Origin of the sequence: Burkholderia sp. AU45251, from assembly GCF_030482905.1 — a bacterium.
In the GTDB taxonomy this organism is placed as follows: Bacteria; Pseudomonadota; Gammaproteobacteria; order Burkholderiales; family Burkholderiaceae; genus Burkholderia; species Burkholderia aenigmatica.
The window spans coordinates 339,433-355,564 of sequence record NZ_JAUJQH010000001.1 but is presented as its reverse complement, the minus strand read 5'-3'; the positions used below and the strand labels follow the sequence as shown (position 1 = coordinate 355,564).

At 67.1% G+C, this 16,132-nt stretch carries 15 protein-coding genes; 7 read left to right on the top strand and 8 right to left on the bottom strand.

Annotated elements, in window-relative coordinates; translation table 11 throughout:
• Positions 1–7: 7 nt before the first annotated feature.
• Positions 8–1,438 (bottom strand): cytochrome P450, encoded by a 1,431-nt coding sequence (locus tag QZM67_RS01570; protein ID WP_301800376.1) that lies wholly within the window; start codon positions 1,436–1,438, stop codon positions 8–10.
• An 87-nt stretch (positions 1,439–1,525) separates the two neighbouring features.
• Here QZM67_RS01570 and QZM67_RS01565 point away from each other — a divergent pair, with 87 nt between their 5' ends.
• Positions 1,526–2,461 carry an AraC family transcriptional regulator gene (locus QZM67_RS01565; RefSeq protein ID WP_301800375.1) on the top strand — a complete coding sequence of 312 codons (936 nt, stop codon included), beginning with the start codon at positions 1,526–1,528 and terminating at the stop codon, positions 2,459–2,461.
• 114 nt (positions 2,462–2,575) lie between these two features.
• The gene (locus QZM67_RS01560) at positions 2,576–3,406 is read left to right on the top strand and encodes a GntR family transcriptional regulator (RefSeq protein ID WP_301800374.1); all 831 of its coding nucleotides are present in this window, start codon (positions 2,576–2,578) and stop codon (positions 3,404–3,406) included.
• Between the two features lie 13 nt (positions 3,407–3,419).
• Here QZM67_RS01560 and QZM67_RS01555 read toward each other — a convergent pair whose 3' ends face one another.
• Positions 3,420–4,664, bottom strand: a complete 1,245-nt coding sequence (locus QZM67_RS01555; RefSeq protein WP_301800373.1) for a serine hydrolase — start codon at positions 4,662–4,664, stop codon at positions 3,420–3,422.
• A gap of 311 nt (positions 4,665–4,975) precedes the next feature.
• Between QZM67_RS01555 and QZM67_RS01550 the strand changes: the two genes are divergently transcribed.
• From QZM67_RS01550 to QZM67_RS01540, 3 genes are all read left to right on the top strand, one after another.
• On the top strand, positions 4,976–5,860 hold the full coding sequence (locus QZM67_RS01550; RefSeq protein ID WP_043183625.1) for a LysR substrate-binding domain-containing protein: 885 nt from the start codon (positions 4,976–4,978) through the stop codon (positions 5,858–5,860).
• A 182-nt stretch (positions 5,861–6,042) separates the two neighbouring features.
• Positions 6,043–6,975 (top strand): AEC family transporter, encoded by a 933-nt coding sequence (locus QZM67_RS01545; protein WP_301801394.1) that lies wholly within the window; start codon positions 6,043–6,045, stop codon positions 6,973–6,975.
• Between the two features lie 129 nt (positions 6,976–7,104).
• Entirely contained in the window at positions 7,105–8,064 is a 960-nt protein-coding gene (locus QZM67_RS01540; RefSeq protein ID WP_301800372.1) for a DMT family transporter, read from the top strand.
• An 89-nt stretch (positions 8,065–8,153) separates the two neighbouring features.
• Here the strand turns inward: QZM67_RS01540 and QZM67_RS01535 are convergent, their stop codons facing one another.
• A complete protein-coding gene (locus QZM67_RS01535; RefSeq protein WP_301800371.1) occupies positions 8,154–9,101 on the bottom strand; it encodes a hypothetical protein in 948 nt (315 codons plus the stop codon).
• Positions 9,102–9,335: 234 nt separating this feature from the next.
• Between QZM67_RS01535 and QZM67_RS01530 the strand changes: the two genes are divergently transcribed.
• On the top strand, positions 9,336–9,710 hold the full coding sequence (locus tag QZM67_RS01530) for a hypothetical protein (RefSeq protein WP_301800370.1): 375 nt from the start codon (positions 9,336–9,338) through the stop codon (positions 9,708–9,710).
• A 111-nt stretch (positions 9,711–9,821) separates the two neighbouring features.
• Here QZM67_RS01530 and QZM67_RS01525 read toward each other — a convergent pair whose 3' ends face one another.
• Positions 9,822–11,339: a CoA-acylating methylmalonate-semialdehyde dehydrogenase gene (locus tag QZM67_RS01525; protein WP_301800369.1), complete on the bottom strand. Its 1,518-nt coding sequence runs from the start codon at positions 11,337–11,339 to the stop codon at positions 9,822–9,824.
• Positions 11,340–11,389: 50 nt separating this feature from the next.
• A complete protein-coding gene (locus QZM67_RS01520) occupies positions 11,390–12,745 on the bottom strand; it encodes an aspartate aminotransferase family protein (RefSeq protein WP_301800368.1) in 1,356 nt (451 codons plus the stop codon).
• A gap of 105 nt (positions 12,746–12,850) precedes the next feature.
• On the opposite strand from QZM67_RS01520, the gene QZM67_RS01515 reads away from it, so the two are divergent.
• A complete protein-coding gene (locus QZM67_RS01515; RefSeq protein WP_301800367.1) occupies positions 12,851–13,801 on the top strand; it encodes a LysR family transcriptional regulator in 951 nt (316 codons plus the stop codon).
• 194 nt (positions 13,802–13,995) lie between these two features.
• Here QZM67_RS01515 and QZM67_RS01510 read toward each other — a convergent pair whose 3' ends face one another.
• The 3 genes from QZM67_RS01510 to QZM67_RS01500 are packed head-to-tail and all read right to left on the bottom strand — an operon-like array spanning position 13,996 to position 16,074.
• Entirely contained in the window at positions 13,996–15,234 is a 1,239-nt protein-coding gene (locus tag QZM67_RS01510) for an MFS transporter (protein WP_301800366.1), read from the bottom strand.
• Positions 15,231–15,566 (bottom strand): hypothetical protein, encoded by a 336-nt coding sequence (locus QZM67_RS01505; RefSeq protein WP_043183616.1) that lies wholly within the window; start codon positions 15,564–15,566, stop codon positions 15,231–15,233. The genes QZM67_RS01510 and QZM67_RS01505 overlap by 4 nt, the downstream gene beginning before the upstream one ends.
• A gap of 37 nt (positions 15,567–15,603) precedes the next feature.
• Positions 15,604–16,074 carry a MarR family winged helix-turn-helix transcriptional regulator gene (locus QZM67_RS01500; RefSeq protein WP_043183613.1) on the bottom strand — a complete coding sequence of 157 codons (471 nt, stop codon included), beginning with the start codon at positions 16,072–16,074 and terminating at the stop codon, positions 15,604–15,606.
• Positions 16,075–16,132: the final 58 nt, after the last annotated feature.

Sequence of the window (16,132 nt, the reverse complement as noted above, 5' to 3'; positions counted from 1 at the left end):
GCACGCATCACACGATACCGCCGTCCGCAGCGGGCGCGATCGCGAGATGCAGCGGCCGCTCCGGCCGCAGCGTCACGTTCAGCACCGGCCGCGGCGGCATCATGCCGGGCGGCACCGACAATGCGTAGCGCTGCAGGATCATCGCCGCGACGACCGTCATTTCCGTCATCGCCAGATGCTGCCCGAGACACACGCGCGGCCCCGTGCCGAACGGCATGTAGGAGCCGCGCGGCGCGGCCGGCGCGTCGTCCCCAAACCGCTCGGGACGAAACGCGTCGGGCTCAGCAAACCATCGCGCATCGCGCTGCATGAGTTGCAGCGGCAGCATGAACAGCGTCCGCGCGGGAAACTGCCACGGCCCCAGCACGATCGGCCGCGATGCCCGGCGGCTGATCAGGATCGGCGCGGACGGATACAGGCGTAGCGTTTCCTCGAGCGTATGCGTCAGGTAGTGCAACGACGATCGCGTCTCGGCGGATGGCGCGCGACCGCCCAGCACGCGCGCCACCTCGTCGCGCGCGGCGCCCTGCGCCGCCGGATGCGCTGCCATGCACCAGGCCCACCAGGTCAACGCCCCGGCCGTCGTCTCATGGCCCGCGAGGAACGCCGTCATGCATTCGTCGTGCACGGCCTGCAGCGGCCATCGCCGTGCGTCGTCCCGATGCAGCCGCAACAGGCGCGACAGCAGATCGTCGGGCCACGCGTGCGTCGGCAGATCGAGACGCGCATGCAGTTGCCGGTCGATCAGCCCGTTCAGCACGGCCATCGCCCGCGCCTTGCCGCGCTTCCACGGCATCCAGTCCGGCGTGCTTGCCGGCCAGTAGAAATCGGCGTTGGCCGCCGCGCTCACCACGCGCACGGCTTCCTCGGCCGCACGCGCCTCGTCGCCGATCGCGTCGGAGAACATCGTGCGCATGATCACGTCCATCGCCAGCGACGTCAGCGCGCTTTCGATCGGCCAGTCCGGATCTCGCGCGGGCCACTGCGCGAGCGCATGTCCGGCCGTCGCCGCGATCGACGGCACGAACGCCTGCACCGGCTTCGGCATGAAATTCGGTTGCAACGCCTGCCGCTTGTCGCGCCACGCGTCGCCTTCGGCGATCAGCACGCTATGGCCGTGAACCTCCGCAAACACCCGGACGGCACGCTCCCAGCGCCCGAGCGCATCGTGATGCGTCACCATGAGTTCGCGCACGAGCGCGGGATCGGTCACGACCACCGCATGCTCGGGCCACATGCGCAAGTGCACGACGTCACCGTATGCGCGCTGCCAGCCGGCCAGCGTGCCGAGCAGGTCGCGCGACATCGTGCGCAGCAGCCCCCAACCCGTCAGGCCGGCACGCGGCCCCGGCGGCCATACGCCGGGCGGGTGAAGCACGGGCGCCGAAGCCGAAGCGCCCGCATGGAATGGACATTGGGAAGTGGATCGCGTGTTCATGGGCCGGATTATCCGAATCGGCATGCGGGCGGTCTTGAACGCAAACGACATCGACACGCGTCTGGCCGGTCCCTATACTCCGGCGTCATGTTCTCCGACCCGTCATCGATCTCGCCGTCGTGCCCCGATCCGCTGGCGCGCGCTCCCCGCGCGCTGAGCGACGGGCGGTCGCCGCATGGACGGCTGTACCCCGCGCCGGCTGCCCTGCAGGGCGCGGTGGTCGCGATCGTGTTGCACGACACGCGCGGGTTCGTGTTGACCGACGCGCAACGGCTCTCGCATTTTCCGGCCACGCCGCTGGTGTGCGTGTCGTGGTATCGGGATCTCGACGTGGGCTTCGTCGAACCCACGGCCGACGGGCCACGGTGGCGCCCCTTCGGTGCCGCAGCGACGCTGTCGGGCAGCCATTCGGCCCCGACCGTGGCCTGGGCGCCGACGGGCGGACGGATCGGCATGATCTGCTTCACCGCCGATGCGGCGCGGGCACTGTTCGGCATTGCGCTGGCGGACATCCACGACCGCGTGCTCGACGCGCACGCCTGCCTCGGCGACGACTGGCATCCGCTGCTCGATGCGCTGGTGGGCGCGGAGCGCGATGCCGATGCGCTGGCGGCGATCGAACGTCATCTTGCGCCTCGCTGGCAGGCGCTGCGGCCCGCGACGCCGCTGTCGTCGCTCCGCAATGCGGGACGCAGTTGGGTCGAGCGCCTCGCACTGCAGGCGCGCGAATGGCGGCATACCCACAGCCCACGCCAGGTCGAGCGGCGTATCAAGACCTACAGCGGCCGATCGCTGCGCGAATGGCAAACGCTCGTCAGGACGGAAAGCGCGTTCTTTGCGGCGCGCGACCGGTTCGAAGCCGGTGCCGCGTTCAACTGGGCGACGCTCGCACTGGACGAAGGGTTCGCCGACCAGGCGCACCTGAGCCGCGAGGTCAAGCGCATCACGGGATTCTCGCCGAGCGAATTCACGCAACGCTTCATCGAGGACGAATCGTTCTGGATGTACCGGCTGTGGGTGTGACGCACGGCGGCGCCACGATGCCGGCCATGCGAAATGGGTCATACATTCCAATAGTAGAATGTTAGGCATTGCCCCGCCCCCCTCCACCGCCCGTATCATTCCAGGAGCCCGTAATTGAACCCGTCGTCGCCCCCAGAACGCAAAGGGGTCGCCCTTTATGCGCGAATTGCCAGCCTGCTGCGCGGACGAATCCACCAGGGCGAATGGAAGCGCGGCGACCAGTTGCCGCCGATTCCCGAGCTGTGCGCGTTCTATCAGGCGGGCACGATCACGGTGCGCCAGGCGCTGGCCGAACTGAGCGCCGAAGGGCTCGTGAGCAGCGCACGTGGCCGCGGCACGTTCGTCACGGCCGAGATCGTCTCGCCGGCGGATAACCCGGCGCTGCGCGCCGCGATCAACGATCCGCTCCAGCTCGCACCCGGCCAGACCCTGCGCGTGCTGCTGCGCGACGCCGTGACCGAATTGCCCGCCGCATTGCAGACGGGCCAGCCGATGCGCGCCGCCTACATGCGGATCCGTACGCTTCATCTACACAACGGTGCGCCTTACGGCGTGATGGACAGCTACGTCGCGCGCGAAACCTACGACCGCTTTCCGAAGGGCAGCGACGCACGGCACAAGGTCGGTTATCTCGTCCGTCAGTACAACCGGCTACCGCTCGCGAAGGCCCGCCAGGAAATCACGGCCGCCTATGCGGATCAGGAAACGGCCGACCTGCTCGCGTCCGGCAGCGCCGACTGCAGCATGGCCGACATGCTGATTCGCATGCGCCGCTGGTGGACGGACGGCGACGGCTGCATCGTCCACGCCGGGCTCTACCTGTATCGCGCCGACCGTTTCGTGCTCGATATCACGCACGATCTCGACGGCGACGACCGCAGTGCCGACCTGATCCCGTCGCCGCGCACGGGCGTCCGGAAAACCGCACGCAAGCCGTCGGCCTGACCCGCGCACCGCGTCACGCCGACGTGTCGACGTCGTCGTCGCACATCGCGCCGTAGACCCAATGCCGCAGGTCGCGGCGGATCCGGTACGTCGTCGACGGCAGCAGCTGCGTCATGAACACGACGATCAGGTCCTCGGCCGGATCGATCCAGAACGCCGTGCTGGCACCGCCGCCCCAGAAGTAATCGCCGACGCTGCCCGGCTGCATCGTCGCGGCCAGGTCCTGCGTCACCGCGAAGCCGAGCCCGAAACCGAGCCCTGGATACACGGCCTCGCTGAACGTGGAGCGCGACATCCGGTCGAGCGTCTGGCCGCCCGGCAGATGGTTGATCGTCATCAGCTCGACGGTTTTCGGGCTCAGGATCCGGTGCCCGTCGATCGATCCGCGATTCAGCAGCATCCGGCAGAAGCGCAGGTAATCGCCGGCCGTCGACACGAGCCCGCTCCCGCCCGATGCCAGCGCCGGCGGCCGGCGAAACGCGCTGGCGGCCGGGTCGTCGTGCAGCACGAGCGCGCCATCCGCACCCGGTCGATAGCACGCGCACAGGCGCTCGGCCTGCTCGTCCGGCACGAAGAAGCCGGTGTCGGGCATGCCGATCGGGTCGAACAGCGCTTGCTTCAGGTAGTCGGCGAACGACTGCCCGGAGATCTTCTCGATGAGATAGCCGAGCACGTGCGTCGCGACCGAATAGTTCCATTCGTCGCCCGGCGAGTAGTCGAGCGGCAGCCGGGCCAGGTCCGCGATCATGCCGTCGAGACCGCCCGGGTTGCCCGGTTCGCCGAGCGCGAGTTCGCGGTACGCGGCATCGACGTTCGTGCGGGCCTGGAAGAAATACGACAACCCGGCCGTATGACGCAGCAGATCCACCATCAGCATCTCGCGCGCGACCGGACGGGTCTGGAACCCGCCGAGGCTCCGCGCGCCGGCCACCGCCACGCCCAACTCCTTCCATGCCGGAATCACGCTCGACACGGGATCGTCGAGCGCCACCAGCCCCTGCTCGACCAGCGTCATGAACGCGACGCTCGTGATCGGCTTGGTCATCGAATAGATGCGGAAAATCGCGTCGTCCCGCATCGGCTTCGCCCGCTCGACGTCCATCGATCCGACGACGTTTACGTGCGCCAGCTCGCCACGGCGATGGATCATCGTCACCGCCCCCGGCAGGCGCCCGGACGCCACGTACCGTTCGTTCAGCCGCGTGTCGAGCGCCATCAGCCGCTGCGACGACAAACCCGGATGTGCCACCTTGGTCATGCTCCTGCTCCTGTTTCCACTTCGGTCTCGACACGCCGGAACCCGCGTCACTGCGCTTCCCCAAACACGCCTGCCCGGCTCAAACATTCTAAAAATAGAACTATATCATTTTAAAGAATGCACGAACCGTCGCGAGTCATCGGCGACACGCGGTGCGCGCCATGCGGGCCGGTTGCTCGATTCGAGACACGCGGGCATGATGTCGCGAACCCTGGCGGCGGCCCTGCGAACCGCTCATCGCAACGCGCCGTCAATCGCGCCGGCCGGGATCCGCTTCGCACCCGGCTGCCTCTGCCCACCTCCGTCCGCTCATGTCATTACGCGCATTCAGAACGCTGGTCGCCATCGCCCGATACCGGACGTTCGCGCGCGCCGGCGAAGCCATCGGCCTCACGCAATCGGCTGTGAGCCTGCAGATCAAGACGCTGGAAAGCGAATACAACGTGCAGTTGTTCGATCGCTCGCGCCGGCAGCCGGTACTCACCGAGGCCGGCAACATCCTGCTCGCGCAGGCCGAGCAGGTGCTCGCGATGGTCGACCGGATTCCCGATGCGCTCAGCGACGAGAAGAAGCTGGTCGGGCGCCTGCGGATCGGTGCGATCCAGACCGCGCTGTCCGGCCCGCTGCCCGACGCGCTGCTCGCGCTCCGCGATGCGCATCCGGGGCTGCGCGTGCACGTGTCGGCCGGGATGTCGGCCGAACTGGCGAACCGCGTCGCGGCCGGCGAACTCGATGCGGCCATCACGACGAGCCCGGTGCGCCCGCATCCGGCGGAACTGACGTGGACCACCCTGTACGAGGATCGCTTCTGGCTGCTCGCGCCGCCGGATCATGCGGAACGCGACGCGGTCACGCTGCTCGACACGCTGCCGTTCATCCGCTTCGATGCGCAGGCATGGGCCGGCCGCATGATCGCCGCCGAGCTGCGCCGCATCGGCGTGCGCGTGCGCGAGGAGATGGTGCTGGACAGTGCGGAAACGATCGCGCGCATGGTGGCGAGAGGGCTCGGCGCGGCAATCGTCGCGCTCCCCGATGCGACGCTTGCGCGCCTGCCGCCCGTCACGCGCTTGCCGTTCGGTCAGCCGCAGATGGGGCGCGCGGTGGTCCTGCTCGAACACCAGTCGCGTCCGGCCGAACGTTTCGCGCGTGCGCTCGCGGCCGAAGTCACCGCCTCATCGATGAGAATTTCTCATTGAACACCCGATAATTAACAATTATTCCTGTTGCTTGCGCGTGTTAACTTGGCGGCATCGTCACTCTTTCGATTGCGTGTCGCCATGTTGCCCGCAGGATGGATTCCCGCCTCGTTCCGCCGCTTTGCATGCCAGCCGCTCGCTGCGGCCCGCATGGCCCGCACGGCTCGCGTGAAGGCGTGCCGATGATCGGCCCGATCCTGCTCGCGTTGGCGCCGGTCGCGCTGCTGGTCGGGTTCGGCCACGGCCTGCGGCGCACGGGCTTCATCGCCGACGCGTTCTGGCCGCAGGCCGAGCGGCTGTGCTACTACGTGCTGCTGCCCGCGCTGTTCGCGGACGGTCTCGCGAACGCGCGGCTGCAATCGCTGCCCGTTTTACCGCTCGCGGCTGCGCTGGTCGGTTCGACCGCACTCGCCGCGGCGCTTCTACTGCTGGTCCGCCGGTTCGTGCGGGTCGACGGCGCCGGCTTCACGTCGGTATTCCAGGGCGCCGTGCGCTTCAACAACTATGTCGGCACCGCGCTCGCGGCCGGGTTGTTCGGCGCACAAGGCATCGCGCTCGCAGCCGTGTGCGTCGCAGCGATCGTCCCGACCGTTAACCTGATGTGCGTGCTCGTGTTCGCGCGCTACGGTGACACGCGGCTTGGCGCGGCGGCGCTCGCGCGCCAGATCCTGTCGAATCCGCTCGTCGTCGCGTGCGCGCTCGGGATCGCGATGCAGGCCGGCGGCGTCGCGTTCCCGGCGGCTGTCGAGCCGGCCGTGCGCGCGCTCGGCGTCGCGTCGATGCCGCTCGGCCTGCTGTGCGTGGGCGCGGCGCTGCGATTCGATGCGGCGCGTGCGTGGCTGCAGCCGGTGTGCGTCGCGTCGGCGTTCAAGTTCATGGCGATGCCGCTCATCACACTCGCCGCCGGCCGGCTGTTCGGGCTCGGCGACGCGGCGCTGACGGTCGCGCTGCTGTTCCAGACGCTGCCGACGTCGTCGGCGTCGTACATCATGGCGCGCCAGCTCGGCGGCGACGCGCCGCTGATGGCCGGCATCACCGCGTTCCAGACGATCGCCGCGGCGCTCGCGATGCCCGTCGTACTGACCGCCCTCGCGTCGGCGCCCGCGTTTCGCTGACGACGACGCCGCGCCCGATCCGATCCCCCTGAATCCAGCCTGCACCGTAGCGATCGCGCGATTCGCAATCGCCGGCCGCGCACGGTCGCTCATGCGTTGCCGCAGGCGCTCACCGAGAAACCCCGTCACATGAACGCTCCCGCCCCGCCCGCCGCCATCGCCGCCGCCCGGCCGCACGCGGCCATCTACGTGAAGCTCACGCTCGTCGCGCTGTTCTGGGGCGGGACGTTCATCGCAGGCCGGATCCTGGCCGCGACGATGTCCGCGACCTCAGCGGCCACCGGCCGCTTCGCGATCGCCGCGCTGCTGCTGGTCGTGCTGACGTGGAAGATCGAAGGCGGGCTGCCGAAGCTGAGCGGCCACCAGATCCTGACGACCTTCGGACTCGGCGCGACCGGCATCTTCCTGTACAACGTGTGCTTTTTCGCGGCACTCGCGCGGATGCCGGCGGGGCGCACCGCGCTGTTCGTCGCGCTGAATCCCGTCGCCACCGCCGTGCTGCTGTCGATCGTCGTGCGCGGGGAACGCCTGTCGCTGTCGCGCTGGGCCGGCATCGCCGTCGCGCTGTTCGGCGCGCTGATCGTGATCAGCCGTGGCGACTTGCTGCGGGTGCTGACCGATCTCGGCAACACGTTCGGCGCGGGCGAACGCTACATGCTCTGCGCGGTGCTGAGCTGGGCCGCCTATACGGTGATCGGCCGGCGTGCGCTCGACGGGCTGTCGCCGCTGGCGGCCACGACGTATGCGGCGCTGTGGGGCCTCGCGCTGCTGATCGTCGCGCACCTGTTCGGCTCGCCCGCCAGCAGCGGCACGCCGCTGACGTGGCAGGCCGTCGCGTCGATGCTCTATCTCGGCGCGATCGGCACGGTGGTCGCGTTCGTCTGGTATTCGCAGGGGATCCGCGAACTCGGGCCGGCCCGCGCGGCCGTGTTCACCAACCTGGTGCCCGTGTTCGGCGTGCTGCTGTCGGTCGCGCTGCTCGGCGAGCCGTTGTCGCCGTCGATGCTGGCCGGCGGTGCGCTCGTGATCGCGGGCGTCGCGCTGACCAATCGGGCGAGACGTCAGGGTGTCGCCACGGGTTCGAAGTGACCAGGCCATGCACCGCACGGTTTGATAGTCCGCTCCTGATTCGAGCCAGAGCTGTTGTGCTGCGCGCCACACCGGCAAACGCACCATCGCTATTCCGGCACGTCCCGATGGCGCGCCACATGGCGAATGCTCGACAGATCGCACCCGAACTGCGACCGGACCGCCTGCATTGTGGTCAACAACCGGCCGAACGGATTCTGCATGCGCGCCTCGAGACGTTCGTCCAGCGCTATCGGTGCGCAACCGAGTCTGCTCAATATGTAAGCGCATTCATCCGTCAGGTCCCCGGTTTCGAGTTCGTGATCGACACGTCGAACAAGATCGAGAAACAAACGCCCTCTGGACGTCATCTCATATAACGCCTTGTCCCGATCCGCCCGAATGAATCCGGCGCCCTTCAATAACAACAACTGCTCGCGAACAGGGCTCGCACTCACTTGAAGTCGCTTTGACAGGGTCGAGATATTCAAGAACCCTTCTGTCGCAATGACATAGAGGATCGCAAGATTGAGCCCGAGCGTTCCCGATGCATCGAGAAAGAACTGCACATGCTCTTCCGCGATGTGTCCGAACACGACATTGAAGATAATGTCGTCGACGATCTTTTCGGTCAGCAAGCGTTCGACGCAGTCGCGCTGCGACGCGTTGTCCGCGTCGAAATCGGACGGCACCGGCAACAGCTTCAATCTTGCAAGCCGGCCACGGGCCGGGGAATTCCGATAGCTTGCAATGATCTCTTCCAGTGCCTGATACGTTTTTACGGAATCTCGAACGATGTACGGCGTAATCTCGGCTCCGTCATCGTGGAGAAGCGAACGCACGTCCTTCTCGATACCGTCGGTATGCCCCCATAGAACCTGTCCGACCAGCGGTCTTTCCCAGTCGCGCTCCACCAGGCATGAAAAATCAAACAGCTTTCGGTCGGTTTCACAAAATCCATAAAGGTCGATTCGCGAGAACCGCTTCAGGACAGTCAGAAACGTCTGCTTAAGGAACAGGTGCTCGGCACTTTCAGCCATGTCCGTAGTCGCTTCCATCAAAAGTGACGGACCCCGAGCGTACCAGCCGCCTCCCGGAAATGGCTGTTTTTTGTTCTCAGACAACCTGCGTCACGGTCGAACGGGTCCAACCCCTTTCTCACACCTGCGGCCCAAAACGCCTATCGTTGAAACGGTGGTCGATGTGACAGGTTGCATCACGACCGTTCCGGCTACCCTAGCGGGTCGCTGCTCGCCTGCCCGCATGCATCGTCGAAAAATCTGGAGCCGCACATGAAACTCTCGCTTCTCGTCAGTTCCGCCCTGCTCGCCATTGCATCCGCTTCGGCGTCGGCCCAAGGCTCGATCACGAAAGTCGAAAACGGCGCGCTCGTCGCCGCAAACGGGATGACCGTCTACGCATTCGACCACGACAAGCCCAACGCCGGCACCAGCGCCTGCACGGGCCAATGCGAATCCTTCTGGCCGCCCTACAAGGCCAGCGCGACCGATGTCCCGGTCGGCCCCTACACGATCGTCAAGCGCGATGACGGCAGCCCGCAATGGGCGTACAAGGGCAAGCCGCTGTACTTCTTCTCGAAGGACATGAAACAGGGCGACCGCAACGGCGACAACTTCAAGAACATGTGGCACGTGGTAGCGCCGTAAGCGTTCTGCTGCCTTCCGCCCTCTCCGTGCAGACATGAAAAAGCCCGCTCCGATCGACGATCGGAGCGGGCCTTTGCCCGTCATGCCGGCTGCATGCAGCCGGCATGCGCGTCAGCGGTTCGACGGGAAGCTGAACACCGTCCCTTCGCGCACGCCGGCCGACGGCCAGCGCTGCGTGATCGTCTTGCGCTTCGTGTAGAAACGCACGGCGTCCGGGCCGTACGCGTGCAGGTCGCCGAACAGCGAGCGCTTCCAGCCGCCGAACGAGTGGTACGCAACCGGCACCGGCAGCGGCACGTTGATGCCGACCATGCCGATCTGGATGTTGTCGCCGAAGTAGCGCGCGGCCTCGCCGTCGCGCGTGAACAGGCACGTGCCGTTACCGTACTCGTGCGCGTCGATCAGCGCCATCGCCTCGTCGAGCGACTTCAACCGGATCACGCCGAGCACGGGCCCGAAGATCTCGTGCTGGTAGATCGGCATGCCGGGCTTCACGTTGTCGAACAGGCACGGGCCGAGGTAATAGCCGCCGTCGTGGCCGTCGACCTTTACGCTGCGGCCGTCGACGACGAGCGTCGCGCCCGCTTCGACACCCGCTTCGACGAAGCCCGTCACCTTCTCGAAATGCTGCTGCGTGACGAGCGGGCCCATGTCGACGCCCGCGCCGGTGCCCGGGCCGACCTTCATCTTCTCGATCTCGGCTTTCAGGCCCGCGACGACCTTGTCGCCCGTCTCGTCGCCGATCGCGACGACCAGCGGAATCGCCATGCAGCGCTCGCCGCACGAGCCGTACGCGGCGCCCATCAGCGCGTTCACCGCGTTGCCGATGTCGGCGTCGGGCATCACGACCGCGAAGTTCTTCGCGCCGCCGAGCGCCTGCACGCGCTTGCCGTGCGCGCAGCCGGTCGAGTAGATGTATTCGGCGATCGGCGTCGAGCCGACGAAGCTCACCGCCTTCACGCGCGGGTCGGTCAGCAGCGTGTCGACCGCTTCCTTGTCGCCGTTCACGACGTTCAGCACGCCCGGAGGCAGGCCGGCTTCGAGCGCGAGCTCGGCCATGCGCAATGTAGACGACGGCGTGCGTTCGGACGGTTTCAGGACGAACGTATTGCCGCACGCGACGGCCATCGGCCACATCCACAGCGGCACCATCACCGGGAAGTTGAACGGCGTGATGCCGGCCGCGACGCCGAGCGCCTGGAACTCGCTCCACGAATCGATCGCGGGGCCGACGTTCTTGCTGTGCTCGCCCTTCAGCAGCTCGGGTACGTAGGTTGCGTATTCGACGTTCTCGATCCCGCGCTGCAGTTCGCCCATCGCATCGGCGAGCACCTTGCCGTGCTCGGCCGTGATCAGCGCGCACAGTTCTTCCGCGTGCTCCTCGAGCAGCGTCTTGAAGCGGCTCATCACGCGGGCGCGCTTCAGCGGCGGCGTGTTGCGCCAGGCCGGAAACGCGGCCTGCGCGGACGCGATCGCGGCTTCGACGGTCAGCTTGTCGGCGAGCGCGACGCTCTTGTGCGATTCGCCGGTGGCCGGGTCGAACACCGGCTGGACGCGGCTGCCGCCGTCGACGCGCTTGCCGTCGATCAGGTGGCCGACGGTGGAGGTTACGTTGCTGTCGTGTTTCATGTATCTGACTCTTTCGTGAATTCGGTTATCGCTCAGGGGCAAGCCGCGGCTCAGTCCACTTCGTTCAGCGCATCCGACAGCGCGTTGATCAGGTTGTCGATCTCGCGCTTCTCCGAGATGAACGGGGGCGCCAGCTGGATCGTGTCGCCGCCGTAGCGCACGTAGAAACCCTTCGCCCAGCAGCGCATCGCGATCTCGTACGGGCGCCGTGCCGGCTCGCCCGGCAGCGCCGCGATCGTCAGGCCGGCTGCGAGGCCGTAGTTACGGATGTCGGCGATGTGGCGCTGGCCCTTCAGCCCGTGCACCGCAGCCTCGAAATGCGGCGCGAGATCGCGCACGCGGGCCACCGCGTCTTCCTTCACCAGCAGGTCGAGCGCCGCGACACCGGCCGCGCAGGCCACCGGATGCGCCGAATACGTATAGCCGTGCGGGAACTCGAGCATGTACTCGGGGCCGCCTGCGGCCATGAACGTGTCGTAGATTTCCTTCGTCGCGATCACGCCGCCGAGCGGCTGCACGCCGTTCGTCACCTGTTTCGCGAAGTTCATGATGTCCGGCACCACGCCGAACGCGTCGGCGCCCGTCATCGCGCCGGCACGGCCGAAGCCCGTGATGACTTCATCGAAAATCAGCAGGATGTCGTGCGCGGTACAGATGTCGCGCAGGCGCTTCAGATAGCCCTTCGGCGGCACGACCACGCCCGCCGAACCGGAGAACGGCTCGACGATCACGGCCGCGATGTTCGACGCGTCGTGCAGCGCGATCAGCTCGAGCAGGCGGTCGGCCAGCTCGGCGCCGTGCGCGGGCATCCCGCGCGAGAACTTGTTCTCGGCGAGTTGCGTGTGCGGCAGGAAGTCGGCGTCGAGGCCCTGGCCGAACAGCTTGCGGTTCGGCCCGATCCCGCCGACCGAGATACCGCCGAAGTTCACGCCGTGATAGCCCTTCTCGCGGCCGATCAGGCGCGTCTTCGTGCCTTTGCCCTTCGCGCGCCAGTAAGCGCGGGCCAGCTTCAGCGAGGTATCGGCCGCTTCCGAGCCCGACCCCGTGAAGAACACGTAGTCGAGGCCGGCCGGCGTCAGGTCCTTGAGCTTGTTGGCGAGCTCGAACGATTTCGGATGACCGAACTGGAACGCCGGCGCGTAGTCGAGCTGCGCGACCTGGCGGCTCACGGCTTCGACGATTTCCGTGCGGCCGTGACCGAGGCCCGTGCACCAGAGGCCCGACAGGCCGTCGAAGATCTTGCGGCCTTCGCCGTCCGTGTAATACGCGCCCTTGCCCGACACGATCATGCGCGGATCGGCCTTGAACTGGCGGTTGGCCGTGAACGGCATCCAGTGCGCGTCGAGCCAGGCGGCGTCGGTACGGAGGTTGGTGTCGTCCTGCTGGGCGGTGGTGATGTCGGTCATGTCGGTCGGCGCGGCGCGCCCCTCCTCCTTGTGATGATGTTGCACATTGTCGGGACGCCAATTAGTCTTTTGAATATCGCAATATCAATGTTCACTTGCTCAACTATGCAAGCAAAGAAACCGAAGAGCCGCGCACTGCTCGGGCAGCTCAGCGACATGGATCTCCGCCTGCTGCGGGTCTTCAAGGGCGTCGTGCAGTGCGGCGGAATGGCCGCGGCCGAACTGGAACTGAATATCGGCATCTCGACGATCAGCCGGCACGTGAAGGATCTGGAAACGCGCCTCGGCCTCGTGCTGTGCCGGCGTGGCCGCGCGGGCTTCACGCTGACGCCCGAGGGCCAGACGGTGTACGAGGAGACGCTGCGGTTGCTCGCGTCGATGGAGGCATTTCGCAGCCGGATCGACGGCATTCACGACAAGATGGGCGGCGAACTGCACATCGCGGTATTCGACAAGACGGCCACCAACGCCAACGCGCGGCTCGGCGACGCGATCCGCCAGTTCGCCGACGAAGCCCCCGACGTCGCGCTGAACCTGCATGTCGCGTCGATCAACGAGGTCGAGCGCGGGATCATCGACGGCAGCTATCAGGTCGGGATCATTCCCGCGCACCGCAACTCGGGCAGCCTCGTGTATTCGGAGCTGTTCGACGAGCGGATGCTGCTCTACTGCGGCCGCCAGCATCCGCTCTTCGATGCGCCGCACGGCAAGCTCACGTGGACGACGATCCGCAATCATGCGTTCGCGGGCCTCGGCTTCCATTCGCCGAACATGGAGCTGAGTCACCGCGCGAAGCTCACGCGCAGCGCGACCGCGTCGGATCAGGAGTCGATCGCGACGCTGATCCTGTCCGGCCGCTATCTCGGCTTCCTGCCCGACCATTACGCGGAAAGCTTCGAAAACAAGGGGCTGATGCAGCCGATCGCGCCGCACCGGTTCAATTACCGGTGCCGGTTCGTGAGCCTGCTGCGGCGCTCGCCGCGGCCATCGCGGGCCGCGCTGCTGTTTCAGTCGTGTCTGGAAGTTGCGCATGCGGCGGCGCGGCCGGTGGCGTAACGACCGTCGTGGCTGAGTGGCTGAGTGGCTGAGTGGCTGAGTGGCTGAGTGGCTGAGTGGCTGAGTGCTTGAGTGCTTGAGTGCTTGAGTGCTTGAGTGCTTGAGTGCTTGAGTGCTTGAGTGCTTGAGTGCTTGAGTGCTTGAGTGCTTGGGTGCTTGGGCGCTTGAGCAGCCCGCGCCGGTTTCACGGCCGGTCAGCTGCCGTCGTCCGTCCCCGGCTGTGCACGCATGCGCGCCATGAAATGCGTCGCGACGAGCGCCGCGGCAAAACCGGACATCGCGCCGACACCAAGCGCCCAGCGCGGGCCCAGATGATTCGCGACCCAGCCCGCCACCGGCGCACCGATCGGTGTGCCGCCGAGCGCCACCGCGAGACGCAGCGCCATCACGCGGCCGCGCATCGCCGGCTCGGTCGACAGTTGCACCAGGCTGTTGGTCGAGTTCATGAAGGTGATCGCGGCGATCCCGGTCAGCACGAGCGCGGCGCCGAACAACCAGTAGCCCGGCGCCAGCGCAGCCAGCGTGCAGCCGAGCCCGAACAGCGCCGCGCCGATCCACAGATGCCGGAAGCGCGGCCGGTCGCGGCGCGCCGCGAGCAACGCACCGGTAATCGTGCCGACGGCCATCATCGACGACAGCACGCCGAAGCCGCGCGCATCGACGTGAAACACGCTGGCCGCCATCGTCGAGATGAACAGCTGGAAATTGAGCCCGAACGTGCCGATCAGGAACAGCATCACGAGGATCGCTTTCAGGTCCGGGCGCTGCCACACGTAACGGAACCCGTCGAGCAGGCTCCCGCGCTTGCGGTCGGCCCGCGCGTGCGCGCGCAGCTCGCCGGCACGCAGCATCGACAGCGACGCCAGCACCGCGACGAAGCTGAGCCCGTTGAGCAGGAACGCCCAGCCGGTGCCGACCGACGCGATGATGAAGCCGGCCGCCGCCGGCCCGATCATCCGCGCCGCGTTGAACGACGTCGAGTTCAGCGCGACGGCATTCGCCAGCTCCCGGTCGGCGACCAGCTCCGCGACGAACGTCTGCCGCACCGGCGCATCGAACGCCGACGCGCAGCCGAACAGGAACGCGAACAGATACACGTGCCACAGCTGTGCGACGCCGGTCACCGTCAGCAGCCCCAGCGCGAGCGCGAGCCCGCCCATCAGCGCCTGCGTCGCCATCAGCAGCTTGCGCTGGTCGAAACGGTCGGCCGCGTAACCTGTCCACGGCAGCAGCAGAAGCTGTGGGCCGAACTGCAGCGACATCACGATGCCGACGGCCGACGCGTCGTGATGCGTAAGCTGCGTGAGCACGAGCCAGTCCTGCGCGGTGCGCTGGATCCACGTGCCGATGTTCGACACCAGCGAGCCGATTGCCCACACGCGATAGTTGAAGCTGCGAAGCGAGCGGAATACGCCCGCCGCCGGCACGCTCATGGCCGCTCCCGGTCGGGCTCGTTGCCGCCGTGCAGTTCGCCGAAGTGCCGCGCGAGGAACAGGCCGAGCAGGAGGATGCCAAGACCGAACGCCGCCGCGTCGGCCGTCACCCGAAGGTCGAAGTCGCCAACCCGGCACACCAGCACATAAGCCACCACAAGGTTCGCGACGCCCCACACGACATTCACGGTGGACGACGACAACCCGCGCCCGGGCGGATTCGCGAACGGGGTCTGGAACGGCTCCCCGCGCAAGCCGCTGACGAGATGCGGCACGACGTTCGCGAGAAACGCACCGCCGAAGAAATACGACACGAGATGCGGGAGGTTCATGTTCAGGTTGTCCTTTCGGCAAACAGGTCGAAGCGGATTACGGACGTGCCGGCGCCTGGAATTCGGCGAGCCGCTGCAGCAGCTTCACGGCCGACGCGAGCTCCGCCTGCTCCGCCTCCGACAGTTGCGCGTGCAGCGCGCGGAACAGCCAGTCGTCCTTGGCCGCGCGGTTGGCCTGCAGCACCTTGCGGAAACCGGGCGTGAGCGCGATCAGCGTCTGCCGGCCGTCGGACGGATCGGGCGCGCCGCTGACGGCGCCCAGCGTCTCGAGGGTCGCGACCGTCACGCGCATCGACTGCGGGCGCACGCTTTCGGCGCGCGCGAGCGCCGACACGGTCGCGGGGCCGTCGCGGTCGAGCCGCAACAGCACCGACTTCTGCGATGACGTGAGGTCGTTCGGGTGGATCTGCTCCCGCATCCGCCGCATCAGCTTGCCGACCGAAATGCGGAGTTCGCCGGCGAGACCGGCCAGTGGGAGCGCGTCGGAGGATGGCGATGGCGTGTTCATGAATTCAAGATAGCAGATATACAGGAAAACTGTACAGTTTAGCTGCATATTTCGGACT